14 protein-coding genes are annotated in these 18,179 nt (G+C 60.1%); 11 read left to right on the top strand and 3 right to left on the bottom strand.

Annotation, left to right across the window (positions count from 1 at the left end):
- Positions 1–59: 59 nt before the first annotated feature.
- Positions 60–728 carry a class I SAM-dependent methyltransferase gene (locus NKH50_RS15620; protein ID WP_352879842.1) on the bottom strand — a complete coding sequence of 223 codons (669 nt, stop codon included), beginning with the start codon at positions 726–728 and terminating at the stop codon, positions 60–62.
- A gap of 336 nt (positions 729–1,064) precedes the next feature.
- On the opposite strand from NKH50_RS15620, the gene NKH50_RS15625 reads away from it, so the two are divergent.
- The 3 genes from NKH50_RS15625 (at position 1,065) to NKH50_RS15635 (ending at position 5,362) form a co-directional block, all read left to right on the top strand.
- The gene (locus NKH50_RS15625) at positions 1,065–3,779 is read left to right on the top strand and encodes an ABC transporter transmembrane domain-containing protein (protein WP_352879683.1); all 2,715 of its coding nucleotides are present in this window, start codon (positions 1,065–1,067) and stop codon (positions 3,777–3,779) included.
- A gap of 156 nt (positions 3,780–3,935) precedes the next feature.
- Positions 3,936–4,385 carry a cyclic nucleotide-binding domain-containing protein gene (locus tag NKH50_RS15630; protein WP_023675957.1) on the top strand — a complete coding sequence of 150 codons (450 nt, stop codon included), beginning with the start codon at positions 3,936–3,938 and terminating at the stop codon, positions 4,383–4,385.
- Between the two features lie 122 nt (positions 4,386–4,507).
- The gene (locus NKH50_RS15635) at positions 4,508–5,362 is read left to right on the top strand and encodes an MBL fold metallo-hydrolase (RefSeq protein WP_352506842.1); all 855 of its coding nucleotides are present in this window, start codon (positions 4,508–4,510) and stop codon (positions 5,360–5,362) included.
- Positions 5,363–5,413: 51 nt separating this feature from the next.
- Here NKH50_RS15635 and NKH50_RS15640 read toward each other — a convergent pair whose 3' ends face one another.
- Positions 5,414–6,190 (bottom strand): polysaccharide deacetylase family protein, encoded by a 777-nt coding sequence (locus NKH50_RS15640; protein ID WP_352688526.1) that lies wholly within the window; start codon positions 6,188–6,190, stop codon positions 5,414–5,416.
- On the bottom strand, positions 6,187–7,275 hold the full coding sequence (locus NKH50_RS15645) for a glycosyltransferase family 4 protein (protein ID WP_352879686.1): 1,089 nt from the start codon (positions 7,273–7,275) through the stop codon (positions 6,187–6,189). Before NKH50_RS15645 ends, NKH50_RS15640 begins: the two co-directional genes overlap by 4 nt.
- 74 nt (positions 7,276–7,349) lie before the next feature.
- Between NKH50_RS15645 and NKH50_RS15650 the strand changes: the two genes are divergently transcribed.
- The 8 genes from NKH50_RS15650 (at position 7,350) to NKH50_RS15685 (ending at position 18,177) form a co-directional block, all read left to right on the top strand.
- Positions 7,350–8,528, top strand: coding sequence for a DUF3095 domain-containing protein (locus tag NKH50_RS15650; protein ID WP_352506845.1), 1,179 nt, complete (start codon positions 7,350–7,352; stop codon positions 8,526–8,528).
- Between the two features lie 105 nt (positions 8,529–8,633).
- Positions 8,634–9,977: a nucleotide sugar dehydrogenase gene (locus NKH50_RS15655; RefSeq protein WP_352879688.1), complete on the top strand. Its 1,344-nt coding sequence runs from the start codon at positions 8,634–8,636 to the stop codon at positions 9,975–9,977.
- A gap of 51 nt (positions 9,978–10,028) precedes the next feature.
- Positions 10,029–11,369, top strand: a complete 1,341-nt coding sequence (locus tag NKH50_RS15660; protein ID WP_352506847.1) for an adenylate/guanylate cyclase domain-containing protein — start codon at positions 10,029–10,031, stop codon at positions 11,367–11,369.
- A gap of 150 nt (positions 11,370–11,519) precedes the next feature.
- On the top strand, positions 11,520–13,415 hold the full coding sequence (locus NKH50_RS15665) for an ABC transporter ATP-binding protein (protein WP_352475783.1): 1,896 nt from the start codon (positions 11,520–11,522) through the stop codon (positions 13,413–13,415).
- Positions 13,412–15,310, top strand: a complete 1,899-nt coding sequence (locus NKH50_RS15670; RefSeq protein ID WP_352506848.1) for an ABC transporter substrate-binding protein — start codon at positions 13,412–13,414, stop codon at positions 15,308–15,310. The genes NKH50_RS15665 and NKH50_RS15670 overlap by 4 nt, the downstream gene beginning before the upstream one ends.
- A 2-nt stretch (positions 15,311–15,312) precedes the next feature.
- Positions 15,313–16,311: an ABC transporter permease gene (locus NKH50_RS15675; protein WP_254818875.1), complete on the top strand. Its 999-nt coding sequence runs from the start codon at positions 15,313–15,315 to the stop codon at positions 16,309–16,311.
- A complete protein-coding gene (locus NKH50_RS15680) occupies positions 16,308–17,489 on the top strand; it encodes an ABC transporter permease (protein WP_254818876.1) in 1,182 nt (393 codons plus the stop codon). Before NKH50_RS15675 ends, NKH50_RS15680 begins: the two co-directional genes overlap by 4 nt.
- Positions 17,490–17,697: 208 nt before the next feature.
- Positions 17,698–18,177 (top strand): class I SAM-dependent methyltransferase, encoded by a 480-nt coding sequence (locus NKH50_RS15685; RefSeq protein ID WP_352801162.1) that lies wholly within the window; start codon positions 17,698–17,700, stop codon positions 18,175–18,177.
- The last annotated feature ends 2 nt before the right edge of the window (positions 18,178–18,179 follow it).

Genomic DNA, 18,179 nt, shown 5'->3' on the forward strand with positions numbered 1-18,179 from the left:
GTCCTGTTTTTATGCGTATCGTTGTCCCAAAACCGCTACGCACTTTTGGGCGAAATGCATTAAACAGTTCCAATCAGCATGAAACGCGTATAATTTTTCGTCGGCAGTTCGCCGGAGAACCGCACCTCCCGTAGCGCCGCCATTTCCTCGAAGGCTGCAAGCGAAGCCACGCAGTTGATGTGCGTCGGCTCGCTGAAATAATCGTTCGATTGCAGCAGTACATTCGTGCCCGGCGGAAGCAGAGCAAGCCAGGCGCGCAGATCGGCTATGTGTTCGCAGCTCGTATTGACCATCAGGTCGGGCCGCCCGGCCGCATAGTCGAGTGCGTACATATCTGCCGTCAGCGCCCGGAACCGGTCGCCGGCTTCCCGGTTGAGGGTCCGGGCGACCGGCGCGACTTCAGGATCGATGTCGATGCTATCAATCGCCGCGATGTCGAAGCGGGCATCGTTGAAAAGCATTGCCGGCAATACGCCGTACCATCCACCCAGAATCCATATGCGCCCGAACCGGCCGCCGCCGCTTTCGAACAGCCTGTCGAGCGCCCACATCTTGCAGGCGACCTGCTTGTGGTTGAAGGCGTTGGCGATATCGGCCTTCGGATGCTTGGCGATGACGCGCGCCAGCCCTGCCACGAGAGGGCAGTTGACATAAGCAGCAATTCCCCGTGTGAGGTCCAAGGCTTGCTCATGCCAGTCCATGGCATTGCGTGGTTGCGTGACATCCATCATAATTCGTCTTGTATGTTGGGATTCTGGGCGACACAACGCAATCTTGCCTCCCGCAAGACTGTTTGATTCCGCGGACGTGATCATGCTGCAAGCCGCTTGGCTATTGCCCGGTGCCGGAGAGAGCCTATTGCATCTGTCCGGATCATCGGCGTCCATCCGCCAGCACCAGCCGCGCAGCTGCGGCCTCGTGCTGCTCAGCTGTTCGCCAAAGCCCTACGAAAGCCGCGGACCGTTTGGCCAGCTCGTTGGCGATGAAGAAATTGCCGATACGCCATTCGCCAGCAGGTGCTTTTACATCCTGCACGCTTCCAACTGAAGGGTCCACAGTCGCATATGGAAGCCAGCCTAGCCCGCTATATCTGGACGCACACCAAGAAGCAGCAGCTCTGGATATTGATGATCGTCGTGCTTTCGATGATCCCATATTTCATGTCTTTCGACCTGCCGAAGCTGATCGTCAACGGACCGATCCAAGGTCGCGGCTTCGAGCAACCGGGCGCGACCCAGCCATTCATGAGGCTACACTATAACCTGCCGTTCATTGGAGAGGTCCAGTTCTTCTCCGGTTTTCAGCTCGACCGCGAGGAGACCCTGTTTGCCCTGAGCCTTGTGTTCCTCTTGCTAGTCGTCATCAACGGCCTGTTCAAATTCTACATCAACACCTACAAGGGCCGCCTCGGCGAACGCATGCTGCGGCGTATCCGCTTCGATCTGGTCGACCGCGTGCTGCGGTTTCCGCCGGTTTACTTCAAGCGGGTGAAGTCCGCCGAAGTGGCGACCATGGTGAAGGACGAGGTGGAGCCGCTGGGCGGCTTCATCGGCGACGCCTTCCTGCAGCCGGTACTGCTCGGCGGCCAAGCGCTGACGGCCATGCTGTTCATCATGATCCAGAACGTCTGGCTCGGAATGATAGCGGTCGTGATCGTGGCGATCCAGATCGTGCTCATCCCGCGAATGCGGCGGCGGCTGATCGTGCTCGGGCGCCAACGGCAGTTGACGGCGCGCGCGCTTTCGGGCCGGGTTGGCGAAATCGTCGACGGCATCGGCGCGGTTCACGTCCACGATACATCAAACTACGAGCGCGCCGACATAGCTGCCCGGCTCGGGCTCATCTTCAAGATCCGCTTCGATCTTTACCAATGGAAATTCATGGTAAAGTTCCTCAACAATTTTCTCGCGCAGCTCACGCCCTTTCTGTTCTACATGATCGGCGGGTATCTGGTCCTCCAGGGGCGGCTGGACGTCGGCCAGCTCGTGGCCGTGATCGGCGCCTACAAGGACCTGCCCGGACCGATGAAGGAACTGATCGACTGGGATCAGGATCGGCAGGATGTCCAGGTCAAATATCAACAGGTCGTTGAACAGTTCACCGTCGAAGGTCTCATCGCGCCGAAAATCATGGCATTGACGATCGACGATCCCGATCCGATGACCAAACCGCTGTCGGCGATCAATCTGTCCATAGCAGACGATGGCGGTGCGATGCTCCTCAACCGTATCTCCCTCCAGGTCAAGCCGGGTGAGACGGTGGCACTGGTCAGTACCGCAACAGGTGGAGCGGAGGCGCTTGCAGAAGCCTTCGCGCGGCTGATCTGGCCAGACAGCGGAAAGGTCGCTTCGGGCACCGACGACCTGCTTGAACTCCCCGAAGCAGTAACCGGCCGGCGCATATCGTATGCCTCGTCGGATGTTTTCCTGTTCCAGGCAAGCCTCCGCGACAACCTGCTCTACGGGTTGAAGCATGCGCCGCTGACATCGGTGCCTTATGACGGTGCTGCGGCAGATCAGCACCGCTGGAACATTCACGAGGCGCGCCGGTCGGGCAATCCGGATCTTGATATCCACGGCGACTGGATCAACTATGCTTCCGCTGGCGCTACCGGCCCGCACGACCTCTTTGAAGCCGTGCGCCGGGTGCTCGACGCGGTTGTTCTGTCGCGTGACATTCTGGATCTCGGATTGCGCTCTTCAGCTGACCTCACGCGTCACACGGAGCTTGCCAGGCGGATCGTCGAACTGCGTGCGGCGCTGCGGACCCGGCTGGAACAAGAGGGGCTGAGCGGACTGGTGGTTCCTTTCGAACCGGGCGCCTACAACAAGGAAGCAACGATCGGCCAAAACCTGCTCTTCGGCGCTGCCGCCGGTCCCGAACTGGCCGACAGGGCGCTGGCGGCCAATCCCTATTTTGCTTCCGTGCTGAGGCAAGCCGGCCTCGACCGCACGCTCTACGAAATGGGCTTGGAGATCGCCAAACAGGCGATCGAGTTGTTTGCCGACCTGCCGCCCGATCACCAGTTCTTCCAGCAGCTCGCCTTCATGAGCGCGGAGGAGATACCCGCCTACGAAACCTTGCTGCAACGGCTCAAGAACCGTCCCTACGAGGCGGTTTCGGAGAACGATCGCGCCATGATCGCCACCTTGAGCTTTGCCTACATCGAGCCCCGGCACCGCTTCGGCCTGCTGAGCGACGAGCTGATGAGCAAGATCGTCGCTGCACGCAACCGGTTCTATGAAGACCTGCCGCCCGAGTTGCACAATGCGATCGAACGGTATGATCCTGCCAAATACATTGCCGCGGCCACGGTCATGGATAATGTCCTGTTCGGGCGTGTGGGCAACAATCATCCCGACGCGCCCGACCGCATACGCTCCATCGTCTATGACATTCTTGACGAACTCGGGCTTTATGGCGAACTTCTGGATGTCGGCCTGGACTTCAACGTCGGCTCCGGCGGGAGGCGGCTGACCGGTGGACAGCGACAGAAGCTCGATGTTGCCCGGGCCTTGCTCAAGCGTCCCGATTTTCTCATTCTCAACCGGCCGCTGTCGGCGCTCGACCAGCGCATGCAGGATAAGGTGCTGCGAAATGTGCTCGAGGAAGCCAGGCGCGACGGCCATTCGCCGGCAATTGTGTGGGTCGTGACGAATCCGGCAATGGCGATGATGTTCGATCGCGTTGTCGTCTTCGACTCGGGTCAATTGGCGGAAGACGGAACACACGAGACACTCTTGGCGGGGAACGGTATCTTCAAGGAACTGTTGTCATAGAGCAACGGACATTCAGATGGATCATTCTGCCGGTGCACGACATCGGGCTCGCCACCTTTCGCGTGGTTTGCCTCGCCATCTCGGAAAGAGAATTGATTCCATCTTGGCGTCCCTTGCTCTAGTCTGGCAAACGCGAATTTTGGAAGGTTTGCGACAATGCTGCTCAAGGATGAAGTTGGAATGCTGCAACGCGTTCCCTTGTTCTCTGCCATCGAGCCGACAAAGCTCAAGCTGCTTGCGTTCACATCCGATCGTGTGAGCTACAGCGCCGGCCAGATCCTTTTCAGGCAGGGCGACGAGGGAGACGCCGCCTATGTCATCCTTTCAGGCAGGGCGGATATTCTTGTCGATTCCGATAGCGGACCGATAAAAGTTGCCGAACTGGAGCCAAATTCGATCGTTGGCGAGATCGCCATATTGTGCAACAGCTCCCGCACTGCCACCGTCAGAGCGGCAAGTCCGCTGGAAGCCTTGAGAATCCGCAAGGATCATTTCCTGAGGCTTATGAGGGAGTTCCCGGAAATGACCATCGAGATATTGCGGGTTCTTGCCGATCGCCTAAGCCATACGACCGCGGATCTGATCGACGCACGAAGCGCCAAATAACGAAGGACGTGCGCCCGATCCTCGCCGTCGTGACGGCACTGTCCTCTCGCTGAGAAGATCACCCGGAGAAAGCCTGTCTCGCCTAGCAGCGGTTGTTTGGATATGATGGGCGAAGGGGTAGCATGGACGACAACGTTTTCCTGGTCAGGTTTTGGGGTGTCCGCGGCAGCATTTCGGTATCAGGGCCAGAATTCTCTCGCTATGGCGGCAACTCAATCTGCGTCGAAATGCGATGCGGTAAGCATACGCTTCTGTTCGACGCAGGCTCTGGCCTACGGCCTGCCGGCGCGGCACTTCAGGCGTTGGGCGTGACCGATTTCGACCTGCTTTTCACCCATTGCCATTACGATCACATCATCGGGTTGCCGTCTTTTGCGCCGATCTATGATCGGGGCGCCAAGGTTACGCTTTGGTCCGGGCATCTTGCAGGACACATGACGACCCGGCAGATGGTCGATGAGTTCATGCAGCCGCCGTGGTTTCCGGTGAAACTGGAAGCCTGCAAGGCAAGCCTCGACTATCGCGATTTCGTATCCGGAGACGTGCTTCGCCCGCGCGAAGGGGTGGTGGTCCGAACCGGCAGTCTTATCCATCCGGGCGGCTGCATAGGCTACCGGGTCGAATGGGGCGGCCGCGTCGTGGCGATGATCACAGACACTGAGCACGAGCCGGACAAACTCGATCAGGCGGTGCTCGGCCTGATCGAAGATGCCGACCTCGTCATTTACGATTGCACCTACACCGAGGAGGAAATGGAACGCCGCCGCGGTTACGGGCACTCGACATGGCAAGAGGGTGTCAAGCTCTGTGAGGCGGCCGGTGCGCGCAGGCTTGCCCTGTTTCACCACGATCCGACACGGACCGACGAGGAACTGGACGAGATCGAGAAACTGGCCAAAGACAGGTTTACCGGCGCTTTTGCCGCGCGGGATGGCCAGACGCTCAAATTTCCAGTCTCATTGCGCAAAAAGCGCTGAGCTGTTTTCCTCTATCTCTTTGTTTTGACGCAATTCCGGACGGAAAACCATTCACACTTTTCCTGGAATTGCTTTACCGGCGCTGCGCCCGATCAATGTCCTGATCGGAAGCCATACGCAGGCTTCAGTCTGTGCGGTGACTGTGAACAGCCGTTCGAGGAAGAGCCAGGCCGATTCATCATGCACGAGATGGTGGGTGAGCAGGCCGGCCGGTTCGCCTCCATCGAATGCATGCTGCAACTGCGCGATGATGGCTTGAACCAACAGGCCATGATCGCGGCAGCCGCGCGTGCCATGCCAATCCATGATGTCGACATTGCTGTTGATGACCGCAAGTGAAGCCGGTCTTGGCGGCCCATAGACCGACAATGCCGAAAATCCTATCGATCCAAGGTCGGATACCAAGCCGGCGTCGATCCTGTTCCAGGGTGGCACCAGCATCGGAACGGCACGTGCGCCGTGCAGGCCGGTTATGTGCGACAGCCCGCGGGCCAGATCATCGAGCACCGCCTCGCGTGGCCGATGCGCGCCGAGCTCCTGCTTCTTCTGGCCCTCCGGAGCATGATTTCGGTGCGCCCAGCCATGGATGGCGACCGTGGCATGCGGCGCCTCGTCAAGCCGAACGACAAGCTTCTCGTCAGTCAGGGCGGGAATGACGGCCAGAGTCACCGGAACCGCGAATTCACCAGTGAGGTCGAGCAACCGATCAAGCGCAGGCGTCGGATCAACGCCGTCATCGTCGCGCAGCCAGAACTCTGCCTTACGGTCCGCCCGTTGCCAGTTCGCCAGCTCCTCCACCAAGGGTTGCCAGATTTGATCGGATGTCATGAGACCGGGATCTTCGCAAGAAGTTCGGCCAGACGCGCCGCCGCAGCACCGAGACAACGTTCTTCGAGGATGAAACGTCTGGCTTCTGCGGCCATGATGGATCTTTCGTCGTTACGGGTCAGAAGCCTTTCAATGGCAGAAGCGAACGCCGCCACATCGTCCGGCGGGGTGAGAAACCCGGCCTGGCCATCCCGCACGACCTCCGGCACGCCGGCGACATCCTGAGCCACAACCGGAAGGCCGGCGGCCTGTGCTTCAAGATAGGCAACGCCATAGGCCTCGCCGAAACCCGGCCAGACGTAAATTCCCCCACTGTAGAGGACATCCGGCACGGCGGCTGGCTCAAGCGCGCCAAGCCATTCGATACGCTCGGCGGGCAAGCCGGCGAATTGCGCTTTGATCTCCTCGCGGGCAGGTCCGTCCCCGACGATCGACATGGTCCAGGTCAGATGACCGATCGAACCGAGCGCCTGCGCCAGCATGCGATAGCTTTCGACTTTGTCGCCCGGGCGCATCATGGCGACGGTAACGAGGCGCGTCGGACAACCCCGTGCCGGTGTTTCCCGGAATAGCGATGTGTCGATGAAGGGCGAAAGCACGCCGAAAGCGGCGTCGGGTATCGCATCTGCCAGTCCCTGAAGATCCCTTTGCGTGAAGCAGATGTTCAGCGCCGCCTGTTCGACGGCTCGCGCCACCAACGCTTGCGTATCGGCCCACAAACCGGTGTTGCGCCGCCTCGAATAGGAGGCTTCCGCTGTCACATAGGGAACACCAAAGGCCAACGCCAGTTCGGGCCCGATCAGGTCGGGCGCCTTGTAATAGGGATGATAGGTGAACCACAGATCGGGCTTGCCGTCACGATCCCAAAGCCCTGCCAGCCGCGCGGCTTCCTCCCGGGCCTCGACCTTGAGCGCATCGAAACTTTTCGAATCCGGTTCGCGTAGATAGAAGCGCAATTCAGATGCCAGTTCGACGCTGTGCCCTCCATGCTCCAGCGCCTTGACCAGCATCCGTGCCATCTGACGGTCGCCTGAGGCAACGGGATGATTGGGCGACTTCAGCGGCGCGTAGAAGGCAATTCGCATCGCCGGACCCTATCATCGGAAAGCCTGCGCAAGTCAATTTCGAAGCATGATCGACTTCACCCTCAAGCACTGGAATGTGCTATCTGATGCTCATGGAAACAGCTGCCGCGTCCGACCCGTTTGTCGCTTCCCTACCGGTCTTCGCCAGGTTCGAAAGCGTTGCCGATATCGATAACTATCGGCCTCTCCCCGATGGCTGGGCGCTGGCCACCGCAGATATCGTCGGCTCTACCAAGGCGATCGAGGCGGGGCGCTATAAAACCGTCAATATGGCCGGTGCCAGCGTCATTTCGGCGCTGCTCAATGCGCTGGGTAGGCAAGATCTTCCCTTTGTCTTCGGCGGCGACGGCGCGCTCGTGGCGTTTCCCGGCTCGGCGCTGGAGATCACCCGCAACGCGCTGGCGGCTGTCCAGAGATGGGTGGCGGCCGAACTGGATCTGACCTTGCGTGCCGCAATCGTGCCGATAAAGGATATAAGAGCGCAAGGCCTCGACGTTCGCGTGGCGAGGTTCCAGGCCTCCGATGCAGTCTTCTATGCCATGTTCGCCGGAGGTGGCGGCAGTTGGGCGGAAGCCGAGATGAAAGCGGGGCGCTACCGCATCGATCCTGCGCCGGCCGGCGCGCGGCCGGATCTGACCGGCCTCTCCTGCCGCTGGAACCCAATCGAAGCCCGGCATGGCGAAATTGTCTCGATCATAGCCATACCGGGGGCGTCGCGCGACTTGCGCGGTTTTCAGTTTCTGGTTTCCGACATTATCGCCCTAGCCGGCAGGCAGGAACGCGATGGCCACCCGGTGCCAGTGAACGGGCCGGACTACAGTTTGCTGCCCGCCGGCCTCGATATCGAGGCGCGGGCCATGGCGCCGGCAGGACGGCGGTGGCTGTCGAAGCTGTGGATAGTGTTCCTGATGACGCTTACGGCTGTTACGGATAGATATGGCTGGACGATCGGCAGATTCGATCCGAAGATCTACAAACGCGAAGTGGCCAGCAATTCGGATTTCCGGAAGTTCGACGATGGCTTGAAGATGACCATCGACGTTGACGCGGATGTATTGCAACGGATCGAGAACCGGCTGAAACAGGCGGAAGAGGCGGGCATCTGCAACTATGGCCTGCACCGCCAGAAATCGGCCTTGATGACATGCCTCGTCGCATCGCCGCTGCAGCGCGATCACGTTCATTTCATCGATGGCGCCGCCGGCGGCTATGCGATGGCTGCCGCAAGCCTTAAGGCGAAGGTGCCGGTCTGACGGCTTGCGGACATCGATTTTCCGCAATATGCCTCGGGGCTCTTGGGAGCGGTGAGCCTCACCATGGAAGCGGACGGCCTGTCCGAATTGACGGGAAGCACATTTTTGGACGCCTCACGATCGACATATGACCGTCTTCTGAACCGGATTTCGACGCGTGCCGCGCAAGTCGGCGTGATCGGACTGGGCTATGTGGGGCTGCCGCTGGCGGTTGCGATCGCACGCGCCGGCTTCCCGGTTTCCGGCTTCGACATCGAACCCCAAAAGGTCGAGAGCCTGAACAACGGCCAATCCTACATCGAGGCGGTGATGTCGCCAGCCCTTGCCGGCCAGGTGGCGAGCGGACGGTTCCGCGCCACTGCGGATTTTGCCGAACTGGCCGTCTGCGATGTCATCATCATCTGCGTTCCGACACCACTGACGAAACACCGCGAGCCGGATCTCTCCTTTGTCAGGAACACGGCAGGCACCATCGCGAAGCATCTGCGTCTCGGCCAGCTGATCGTGCTGGAATCGACCACCTATCCCGGCACCACCGACGACGTGATCAAGCCCATCCTGGAAAAAACCGGCTTGCGGTCGAGGATAGATTTCTTCCTCGGCTTCTCGCCCGAACGCGAGGATCCCGGCAACCGCAGCTTTGAAGTCGCGACGATCCCCAAGGTCGTGGCAGGTGACGGCACTGAAGCGGCGATGCTCGTGCAGGCTTTCTACCATGGCGTGGTCAAGACCGTCGTTCCGGTTTCCACCACGGCAACCGCCGAGGCGGTCAAGCTGACGGAAAACATCTTCCGCTCGGTCAACATAGCCCTCGTCAACGAGTTGAAGGTCGTGCTCGGTGCGATGGGAATCGACATCTGGGAGGTGATCGAGGCGGCAAAGACCAAGCCGTTCGGCTATATGCCTTTCTATCCTGGCCCTGGACTTGGCGGGCACTGCGTTCCGATCGATCCTTTCTACCTGACGTGGAAGGCGCGCGAATACGAACTGCCGACCCGCTTCATCGAGCTGGCGGCAGAGATCAACACGGCCATGCCGCGTCATGTGGTCGATGAACTGGCGAAGGCGCTGGACCGGCGCTGCGGCAAGGCGCTCAGCCGCTCGCGCATTCTCATCATCGGGCTCGCCTATAAGAAGAATGTGCCCGACATCCGCGAAAGCCCCTCATTGCGGCTCATTGAACTCATCGAGGAATGGGGCGGCAAGGCGGAATTCCACGATCCGCATGTTACCGAAATCCCGACCACACGGGAGCATATGGCGATCAAGGGGCGTCGCTCGGTCGAATTGACCGAGGTGGCCCTGAAGGATTTCGACGCTGTCGTCGTTGCAACCGACCACGACGCGATCGACTATCAGGCGATCGCGGATCACGCTCTACTGATCGTCGACACACGCAATATTTTTGGCCGCCTCGGGCTAGCCCGAGAGACGGTGGTGAAGGCCTGACGGCGTCCGAGCCGGCGAATTTGTGGCGGATCAAGGAGATTTCGAGATAGCATGAGCACAGCGCAAGCAGAAATTTCTGCCATTCTCATGGATAAGGTTGCCGATTGGCTGACGCAATCGGCGTTGGCGGGCGACGATCTGGAAACATTGGTAAGGGGCTTTTGTGAACGGCTGGCTGCTGCCGGCCTGCCGCTGAAGCGGGTGCATTTGAGCTTTTCGATGCTTCATCCGCTTTATGACGCGCTCGGCTTCACCTGGCTCCGCGGCCAGGGCCTGGAAGTGGAAGGCTTCCGCAAGGAGAACGGCGTTCACTCCGACAGATTCCTGACCAGCCCATACTACCATCTGCTCAGCCACAAGCTCGACCATCTGCGGCGCCGGCTCGACCCGTCGGTGCCGTCGGAATTTCCTGTTTTCGATGACCTCAAGCTGATGGGCGTCACCGATTACATGGCTTTCGTCCATCCCTTCAGCGGCAACACCAGTCAGGGCATGATCGGGTCTTGGTCCACCGACAGTGCCGCAGGCTTCAGCGACAGCATGATTGCGGCGCTGCTGCGCATCCAGAACCATCTCGCTATCGCAACCAAGATGGCGGTGCTCACCAAGCTTGCCGACAACATGATGACCACTTATCTCGGCGGCGACGCCGGCAGGCGCGTGCTCGACGGCCAGATCAAGCGCGGCGAGGGTGATACAATCCGGGCGGCACTGGTCATGGGCGACATGCGCGGGTCGTCAAGACTTGCCGAAACCTCCGGCCGCGAAGTCTATATCGATACGCTGAACCAGTTTTTCGACGCCGCTGCTGCGCCTTTCAATCGTAAGGGCGGGCAGATCATGAGTTTCATAGGGGATGGCTTCATTGCAGTTTACCCTTGCGCAAGGCACCGTTCACAGTCCGAGATCGCCTGCCAGGCCGCTCTTGCAGCAGCGCACAAGGCCACCGCGCGCATGATGGATCTCAATCTGCGCAGAAAGCAGCAGGGATTGAGCGACATAAACTATGGTATCGGCCTGCATGTCGGCAATGTGATGTTCGGCAATGTCGGGCTTACCGACCGGCTCACATTCTCCGTCTTCGGCTCGGCTGTAAACGAGGTCCAGCGCCTCCAGACCCTAACCAAGAAATATCCGCACAGCGTTCTCGCCAGCAAAGACTTCGCCAGCTATTGCGGCGCCAACAACTGGCTGGCGCTCGGCATGGAGGAACTGGCGGGCATCAGGCAGAAGCTAACGGTGCTTTCACCCGATTTGTCGGGTGCTCTCTCGCTCGACGAAGACGGTGCGCTGGAGCCGATTTACGACCGAATATCGGACGCCGAGCAGGTCATGCTGCTTCATCGCAATGCCGCGCGGCCGTCCGCGGGCGACCCGAGGAAGCTCCAGTAACCGCCACGATCCGATCCGAACGCGTTTTGGTATGCAGTCCGATCGCCGGTTCCGGCAGGGAACTTGCGACTGTTCGAATCCAAGTTGCTCTAGGCTGGCAATGCGCTAGTCTCGCCTTCTGGAGCGGCCAGAGTGGGGGCTGGTGTGAGAATGAATTTGGGCGTTGATCTGCTGCGGATCGAGGATGTTGGCATCTCTTTTGCCATTATAGGGGGACCGTTGCATGCCGTCAGGCGTGCGAATCTTCGCGTCTTGCCCGGCAAGGTTACCGCGCTTGTGGGCGAGTCCGGTTCCGGAAAATCGGTTCTCAGCCAGGCAGTGATGGGCATTTTGCCGAACACAGCCCATGTTCGCGGCCGTATCCTGTTTTCCGATCCTGAAAAGCCCGGCACGACGCAGGATATCCTGCAGATGCCGCGTGACGGACCCGAAATCCGGGCGTTGAGAGGCAGCCGCATCGGCAAAATATTTCAGGAGCCGATGACATCACTGTCGCCGCTGCATACGATCGGCAATCAGGTCAGCGAATCCCTGCAGATTCATACGCCCACGGCTCGGGTGGAGCGCAAGGCGCGGACCGAGGAAATGCTCGGACTTGTCGGCTTTCCCAACCCCAAGCGCGCCTATGACATGTATCCCTTTGAACTTTCGGGAGGATTGCGTCAACGCGCCATGATCGCCATGGCGCTTATCTGCCGGCCCGCCCTGTTGATCGCCGACGAGCCGACAACGGCGTTGGACGTCACCATCCAGGCGCAAATCCTGCAATTGCTGCGCGAGCTTCAGACGAAGCTGAACATGGCGATGCTGCTGATCACGCACGACCTTGGCGTAGTCGCCAATGTCGCCGACGAGGTGGTGGTCATGTACCATGGCGAGATCATGGAAGCGGGACCTGTGGAGGCGATATTCCGCCGGCCGGGCCACCCTTACCTGAAGGGCCTGATGGCAGCCGTTCCGCATTTCGACCTGAAGCCCGGCGAAAGGCTAAAAGCGCTCCGCGAGGTGCCGGTGAATGTCGGGAACCTGCTCGGCAAGCAGACGGCGCCAGCATCGAAGGGGCCGGACGACCTCCTGCTGTCGGTCAGGGATATGACAAAGACCTTCACGATCCGCAAGTCCGGATGGTTCGGCGGAGGTCATCAAACCTCTGTTCGCGCCGTGGACGGCGTGAGCTTTGATATCAGGCGGGGCGAGTGCCTGGGTCTTGTCGGCGAAAGCGGCTCCGGCAAAACCACCGTCAGCAAGGTCCTCATGCGGGCTGTCACCCCTAGCGGCGGCTCTGTGATCTTCAACGGCCGCGATGGTCCGATCGACGTCTTGAAAGCCGAGGGAGACGCTCTGCGCATGCTGCGCGCGAAAATCCAGATGGTCTTCCAGGATCCGGTTTCGTCGCTTTCACCTCGCATGACGGTGGAGAACATTTTGAGCGAGCCGCTGGAAATCCATCAACGTGGCAATGCCGCGTCCCGACTCGCCACGGTCAAGAACCTGATGCAGGCAATCGGACTCGACCCGCGTTTCATAAAGCGTTATCCGCACAGTTTCTCCGGCGGACAGCGTCAGCGTATCGGCATCGCGCGCGCGTTGGCACTGGGGCCTGAACTCCTGATCTGCGACGAGCCAGTTTCGGCACTCGATGTCTCTGTCCAGGCGCAGATCCTGAATCTTCTGAAGGACCTGCAGAAGGAACTGGGCCTGACCTACCTGTTCATATCCCACAACCTGGCGGTGGTGGACTACATGGCCGACCGCATCGCGGTGATGTGCGGCGGGCGTATCGTCGAGCTAGCGCCGCGCGAAATTCTGCTTAGGAAACCGGTCCACCCCTACACGCGCTCACTGGTCGCCGCAGTCCCTTTCCCCGATCTCGACAGGCCGATGGATTTCAAGACTCTGAAGCTCAGCGGCGCTTCCGACACCAGCGCATGGGGACCGCAATTCCGTGACGAGGGCGACGAGGACATGCTGTCGCCGCTCGACCTTGGCGGCGGCCACCTCGTGCTGGCGCGACGTTCGGCCGATGTCAGCGAGCTACGCCATTGATCAGCCGGCGCACCGTCCTTGGACTCATGGCTTCGGCATTTCTGCCGGGCACGTTGCGCGCCGGCGACCTGGAGCCGGAATTTCTTCAGCCGCAGATGAAGGCCAGGGCGCTGCCGGCCCTGGCCGAACGCCTGCCCAAGCGTCCGCGCGCGTTGAATCTCGCTGCGATGGGCCGGCAGCCCGGCCAATATGGCGGCACGCTGCGCACGATCATCGGCAGCCAGAAAGATATCCGGATGATGACGATCTACGGGTATGCTCGCCTGGTCGGCTATGACGAAAAGCTTAACCTGCAAGCCGACATTCTCGAAAGTTTCGATGTAGCGGATGATCGTGTCTTCACTTTCAAGATACGAGAAGGACATAAATGGTCTGACGGTAGCCTGCTGACGTCGGAGGATTTTCGCTATTGCTGGGAAGATGTCTGGCTGAACGATGAGCTTTCGCAAGGCGGGCTCGCCCCGGCCCTGCTGGCGGATGGCAAGCCGCCACGCTTCGAGATCGTCGATCCGTTGACGGTCCGCTACAGTTGGGATGCGCCCAATCCCGACTTCCTGCCCAAGCTCGCCGCTGCTTCGCCCCTATCGCTTGTTCTGCCGGCCGCCTATCTCAAGCAGTTCCACAAGAAATACCAGGATCCATTCCGGCTCGCCGGCCTAATGAAGGAGAACCGGGCCAAGAAATGGACGCTCTTGCATATCCGCATGTCGCGGCAATATCGCCCGGAGAACCCGGAACTGCCGACGCTCGATCCCTGGCAGAACCGGACCAAGCCGCCGGCTGAGCAGTTCGTCTTCGAGCGGAACCCGTTCTTTCATCGAATAGACGAGAATGGCCGGCAACTGCCCTATGTCGACCGGATAGTCATGAACGTCAGCTCGTCGGCGATCATTTCCGCCAAGACCGGTGCGGGCGAGAGCGACCTGCAAGGCATGGGAATTGACTTCACCGATTACGCCTTCCTGAAGGATGCGGAGAAGCGCTACCCAGTGAAGATGCATCTCTGGAAACGCACACAAGGTTCGCGGCTGGCGCTGCTGCCCAATCTGAATTGTGCCGACCAGGTGTGGCGCGGCCTTTTTCGTGACGTGCGCGTGCGCCGCGCACTTTCGCTCGCTGTGGACAGGCGCGAGATCAATTTGGCCGTGTTCTACGGATTGGCGCAGGAAAGTGCCGATACGGTCCTGCCGGAGAGCCCGCTCTACCGGCCGGAATTCGCGAAAGCCTGGGTCGCCCATGATCCCGACCAGGCTAATGCCCTGCTCGACGAGGTCGGGCTTCAGGCGCGTGACGATGACGGCCTGCGGATACTTCCCGACGGACGCCCGGCGCAGCTCGTAGTGGAAACTGCCGGCGAAAGCACGCTGGAAACCGACGCGCTCGAGCTCATCACTGATCACTGGCGCAAGATCGGCATCGCTCTGTTCATCCGGACTTCGCAGCGCGACATCTTCCGCAGCCGCGCGCTTGGTGGCCAGATCATGATGTCGATGTGGTCGGGCATCGACAATGGCGTGCCGACCGCCGACATGAACCCCTACCAACTGGCCCCCACCGTCGACGACCAGCTGCAATGGCCGCTCTGGGGTGCTCACTACTTGTCCCGTGGCAAGGTCGGCGAAGCGCCCGATCTTCCGCCCGTGGTCGAGTTGATGGATTTACTCAAGCGCTGGAACGCATCGACTGAAGCCACGGAGCGCGCCGAGATCTGGAATTCAATGCTGTCGATCTATACCGATCAGGTGTTTTCGATCGGCACGGTGAACGGAACGCATCAGCCGGTTCTGGCATCCTCGCGGCTGCGCAATCTGCCCGACAAGGCGCTTTACGGCTACGACCCGACCGCCTATTTCGGTGTCTATATGCCGGATACATTCTGGCTTGGAGAGTCCTGAGCGTGCTTCGATATTTGGTCTGGCGCATCGCCGTGATGGTTCCAACGCTGCTGGTCATATCGGCACTGGTGTTCACGATCATCGAACTTCCCCCAGGCGACTATTTCGACAGCTATGTTGCCGAGCTTCGGGCTCAGGGCGAAGCGGTGGATTCCGATCGCATCGAGATGATGCGCAAGGAATATGGTTTCGATAAGCCACCGGTCATTCGCTACTTCTACTGGGTCGGCGGGATGCTGCACGGCGATTTCGGCTATTCCTTCGAATATGAGCTGCCGGTTCGCGACGTCGTGGGGGACCGAATGTGGCTGACGGTGCTGGTTTCCTTCGTCACGATCATCTTCACCTGGCTCATTGCCTTTCCGATCGGCATGTACTCCGCCACGCATCAATACAGCTGGGGCGACTACGGCCTGACTTTCTTCGGCCTTCTCGGCCTTGCGATTCCGAACTTCATGCTGGCGCTGATCCTGATGTATTTCGCCAACATCTGGTTCGGCACGTCCATCGGCCATCTCATGGACCAGCAATATCTCGGCGAGCCGATGAGCTGGGCCAAGGCGAAGTCGATCCTCGCCCATCTCTGGATTCCGGTCTTGATCATCGGCACCGGGGGCACGGCAAGCATGATCCGGCGGCTGCGCGCCAATCTGCTCGATGAATTGCATAAGCAATATGTCGTGACCGCGCGCGCCAAAGGCCTTCATCCCTTCAGGGCGCTGGTCAAATATCCGCTGCGCATGGCGCTCAATTTCTTCATTTCGGATATCGGCTCTATCCTGCCGGCCATCATCTCCGGTGCCGAAATCACGGCGATCGTGCTGTCTTTGGAAACGACCGGGCCGATGCTGATCAAGGCGCTGCAAAGCCAGGACATGTATCTCGCAGGGTCGTTCCTGATGTTCCTCGCCTTCCTGACGGTCATCGGCGTCCTGATTTCCGACCTAGCGCTGGCGCTACTTGATCCGCGAATTCGTTTGCAAGGCGGCAGCACCAAATGAACACGCAATCGCCGCTGCCCGCTCCGGGTGCCCCACTGCAACACTACGTTTCCATCGAGCCCTTTGACCTGCAGTCGGTCGAGGCGATGACGCCGGAGCAGGAGAAGGTCTTTCAGGCGTCGCAGCTGCGGCTGATGTGGTGGAAATTCCGCCGGCACCGGCTTGCCCTTGTATCCGGCATATTCCTGGCAACGCTTTATTTCGGGATACTGATCTGCGAGTTCCTGGCGCCCTACGATCTGCACACGCGCAACATGGACTACATCTATTCGCCGCCGCAGCGGGTGCACCTGTTCCACAACGGCCAGTTCGTCGGGCCGTTCGTCTATGGCCGCCAGATGACGCTGGATATGGACACGCTCAAGCGAAACTACATCGAGCAACAGGATGATGTTCAGCGGATCCGTTTCTTCTGCAAGGGCGACAAGTACCGGTTCTGGGGCCTGATCGAAGGTGACAGGCATTTTGTCTGCCCCGCCGAAAACGGCCAGCTCTTTCTGGCCGGCACTGACAGGCTGGGGCGCGATGTGCTCTCGCGCATCATCTATGGCGCACGCATTTCACTGACAATAGGCCTCGTCGGCATCAGTTTCAGCTTCCTGCTCGGCATTGTCATCGGCGGACTGGCCGGCTATCACGGCGGTATCTTCGATCTGATCGTTCAACGGATAATCGAAGTTCTGCAATCGATCCCCAGTATTCCGCTATGGCTGGCTCTGGCGGCGATCATGCCGATAACCTGGAGTCCGATCCTGATCTATTTCGGCATCACCGTCATCCTCGGGCTGCTCGACTGGACCGGACTGGCGCGGGCCGTGCGTTCGAAGCTTCTAGCCTTGCGCGAGGAGGATTACGTTCTGGCCGCGCAATTGATGGGCGCCAGAAGCAGCCGCATTATCCGCCGACACCTCATTCCCGGGTTTATGTCGCATCTGATCGCGACGGCAACGATCTCCATACCCGGCATGATCCTGGGCGAGACGGCGCTGAGCTTCCTCGGGCTCGGCCTGAGGGCGCCGATAACCAGCTGGGGCATCCTGCTCACCGAGGCGCGCAGCGTCAGCGTGATCGCGTTCTATCCATGGCTGCTTTTGCCGATGCTCCCCGTCGTTCTCGTCATCTTGGCGTTCAACTTCCTCGGCGACGGGTTGCGGGACGCCGCGGACCCCTACAAGTGACATCGCTATTCCGCCGCGCGCCGCGCCGCCGACTCCACCCGGTATGATCCTTGTCGGCAGCCTGTTCGCTTGTTGCAGTGTTCATCGTTCGCCTCTACACGCGGCAAGACTCGATCGGGGTTTAACACGTCGCCTCTGGTTTCAGCCGCGAAACGCTCTGGTCGGGGGCAGTTGATTTCGTGGACTTGTTCAGGAGATACAATCGCGCATGAGTCGCCTCGACAGTTTCATCCGGAGGATGACCGCACAGCGCGACATACTCGATCATGTCTGCGCCGAGGTGGCGAAGATAGAGGGCCCCGTGCTCGAGCTCGGCCTCGGTAATGGCCGGACGTTCCACCATCTGCGCGAGCGCCTGCCCGGACGCCGGATCATAGCGTTCGACCGCGCACTTGCCGCACACGCCAGCTCAATTCCCGAAGCTGAAAACCTCGTGCTCGGCGAAATACGCGAGACGGCGAGCAGGTTCATTGGCATCGACGCCGCCCTTGTTCATGCCGACATCGGCACCGGCTATGAAGATCGCGATGCAGTGATCTCTACCTGGCTTCCCGATCTGACCGCGCGCCTACTTCGCGTCGGCGGCATCGCGGTCAGCGGCACGCCGCTCGATCACCCGCAGTTGCAACGCCTCCCGCCGCCACCTTCGGTTCCCGCCGATCGTTATTTTATCTATAGGCGTGTGTGAGG

The organism is Mesorhizobium sp. M1027 (assembly GCF_040318745.1).
GTDB lineage: Bacteria > Pseudomonadota > Alphaproteobacteria > Rhizobiales > Rhizobiaceae > Mesorhizobium.

Excerpts from the sequence above, each read along its gene's own strand:
- NKH50_RS15640 (WP_352688526.1), bottom strand. The coding sequence starts at position 6,190 with ATGACATCCGATCAAATCTGGCAACCCTTGGTGGAGGAGCTGGCGAAC.
- NKH50_RS15685 (WP_352801162.1), top strand. The coding sequence starts at position 17,698 with ATGAGTCGCCTCGACAGTTTCATCCGGAGGATGACCGCACAGCGCGAC.
- NKH50_RS15630 (WP_023675957.1), top strand. The coding sequence starts at position 3,936 with ATGCTGCTCAAGGATGAAGTTGGAATGCTGCAACGCGTTCCCTTGTTC.
- NKH50_RS15665 (WP_352475783.1), top strand. The coding sequence starts at position 11,520 with ATGAATTTGGGCGTTGATCTGCTGCGGATCGAGGATGTTGGCATCTCT.
- NKH50_RS15645 (WP_352879686.1), bottom strand. The coding sequence starts at position 7,275 with ATGCGAATTGCCTTCTACGCGCCGCTGAAGTCGCCCAATCATCCCGTT.
- NKH50_RS15625 (WP_352879683.1), top strand. The coding sequence starts at position 1,065 with ATGGAAGCCAGCCTAGCCCGCTATATCTGGACGCACACCAAGAAGCAG.
- NKH50_RS15650 (WP_352506845.1), top strand. The coding sequence starts at position 7,350 with ATGTGCTATCTGATGCTCATGGAAACAGCTGCCGCGTCCGACCCGTTT.
- NKH50_RS15680 (WP_254818876.1), top strand. The coding sequence starts at position 16,308 with ATGAACACGCAATCGCCGCTGCCCGCTCCGGGTGCCCCACTGCAACAC.
- NKH50_RS15620 (WP_352879842.1), bottom strand. The coding sequence starts at position 728 with ATGGATGTCACGCAACCACGCAATGCCATGGACTGGCATGAGCAAGCC.
- NKH50_RS15635 (WP_352506842.1), top strand. The coding sequence starts at position 4,508 with ATGGACGACAACGTTTTCCTGGTCAGGTTTTGGGGTGTCCGCGGCAGC.
- NKH50_RS15660 (WP_352506847.1), top strand. The coding sequence starts at position 10,029 with ATGAGCACAGCGCAAGCAGAAATTTCTGCCATTCTCATGGATAAGGTT.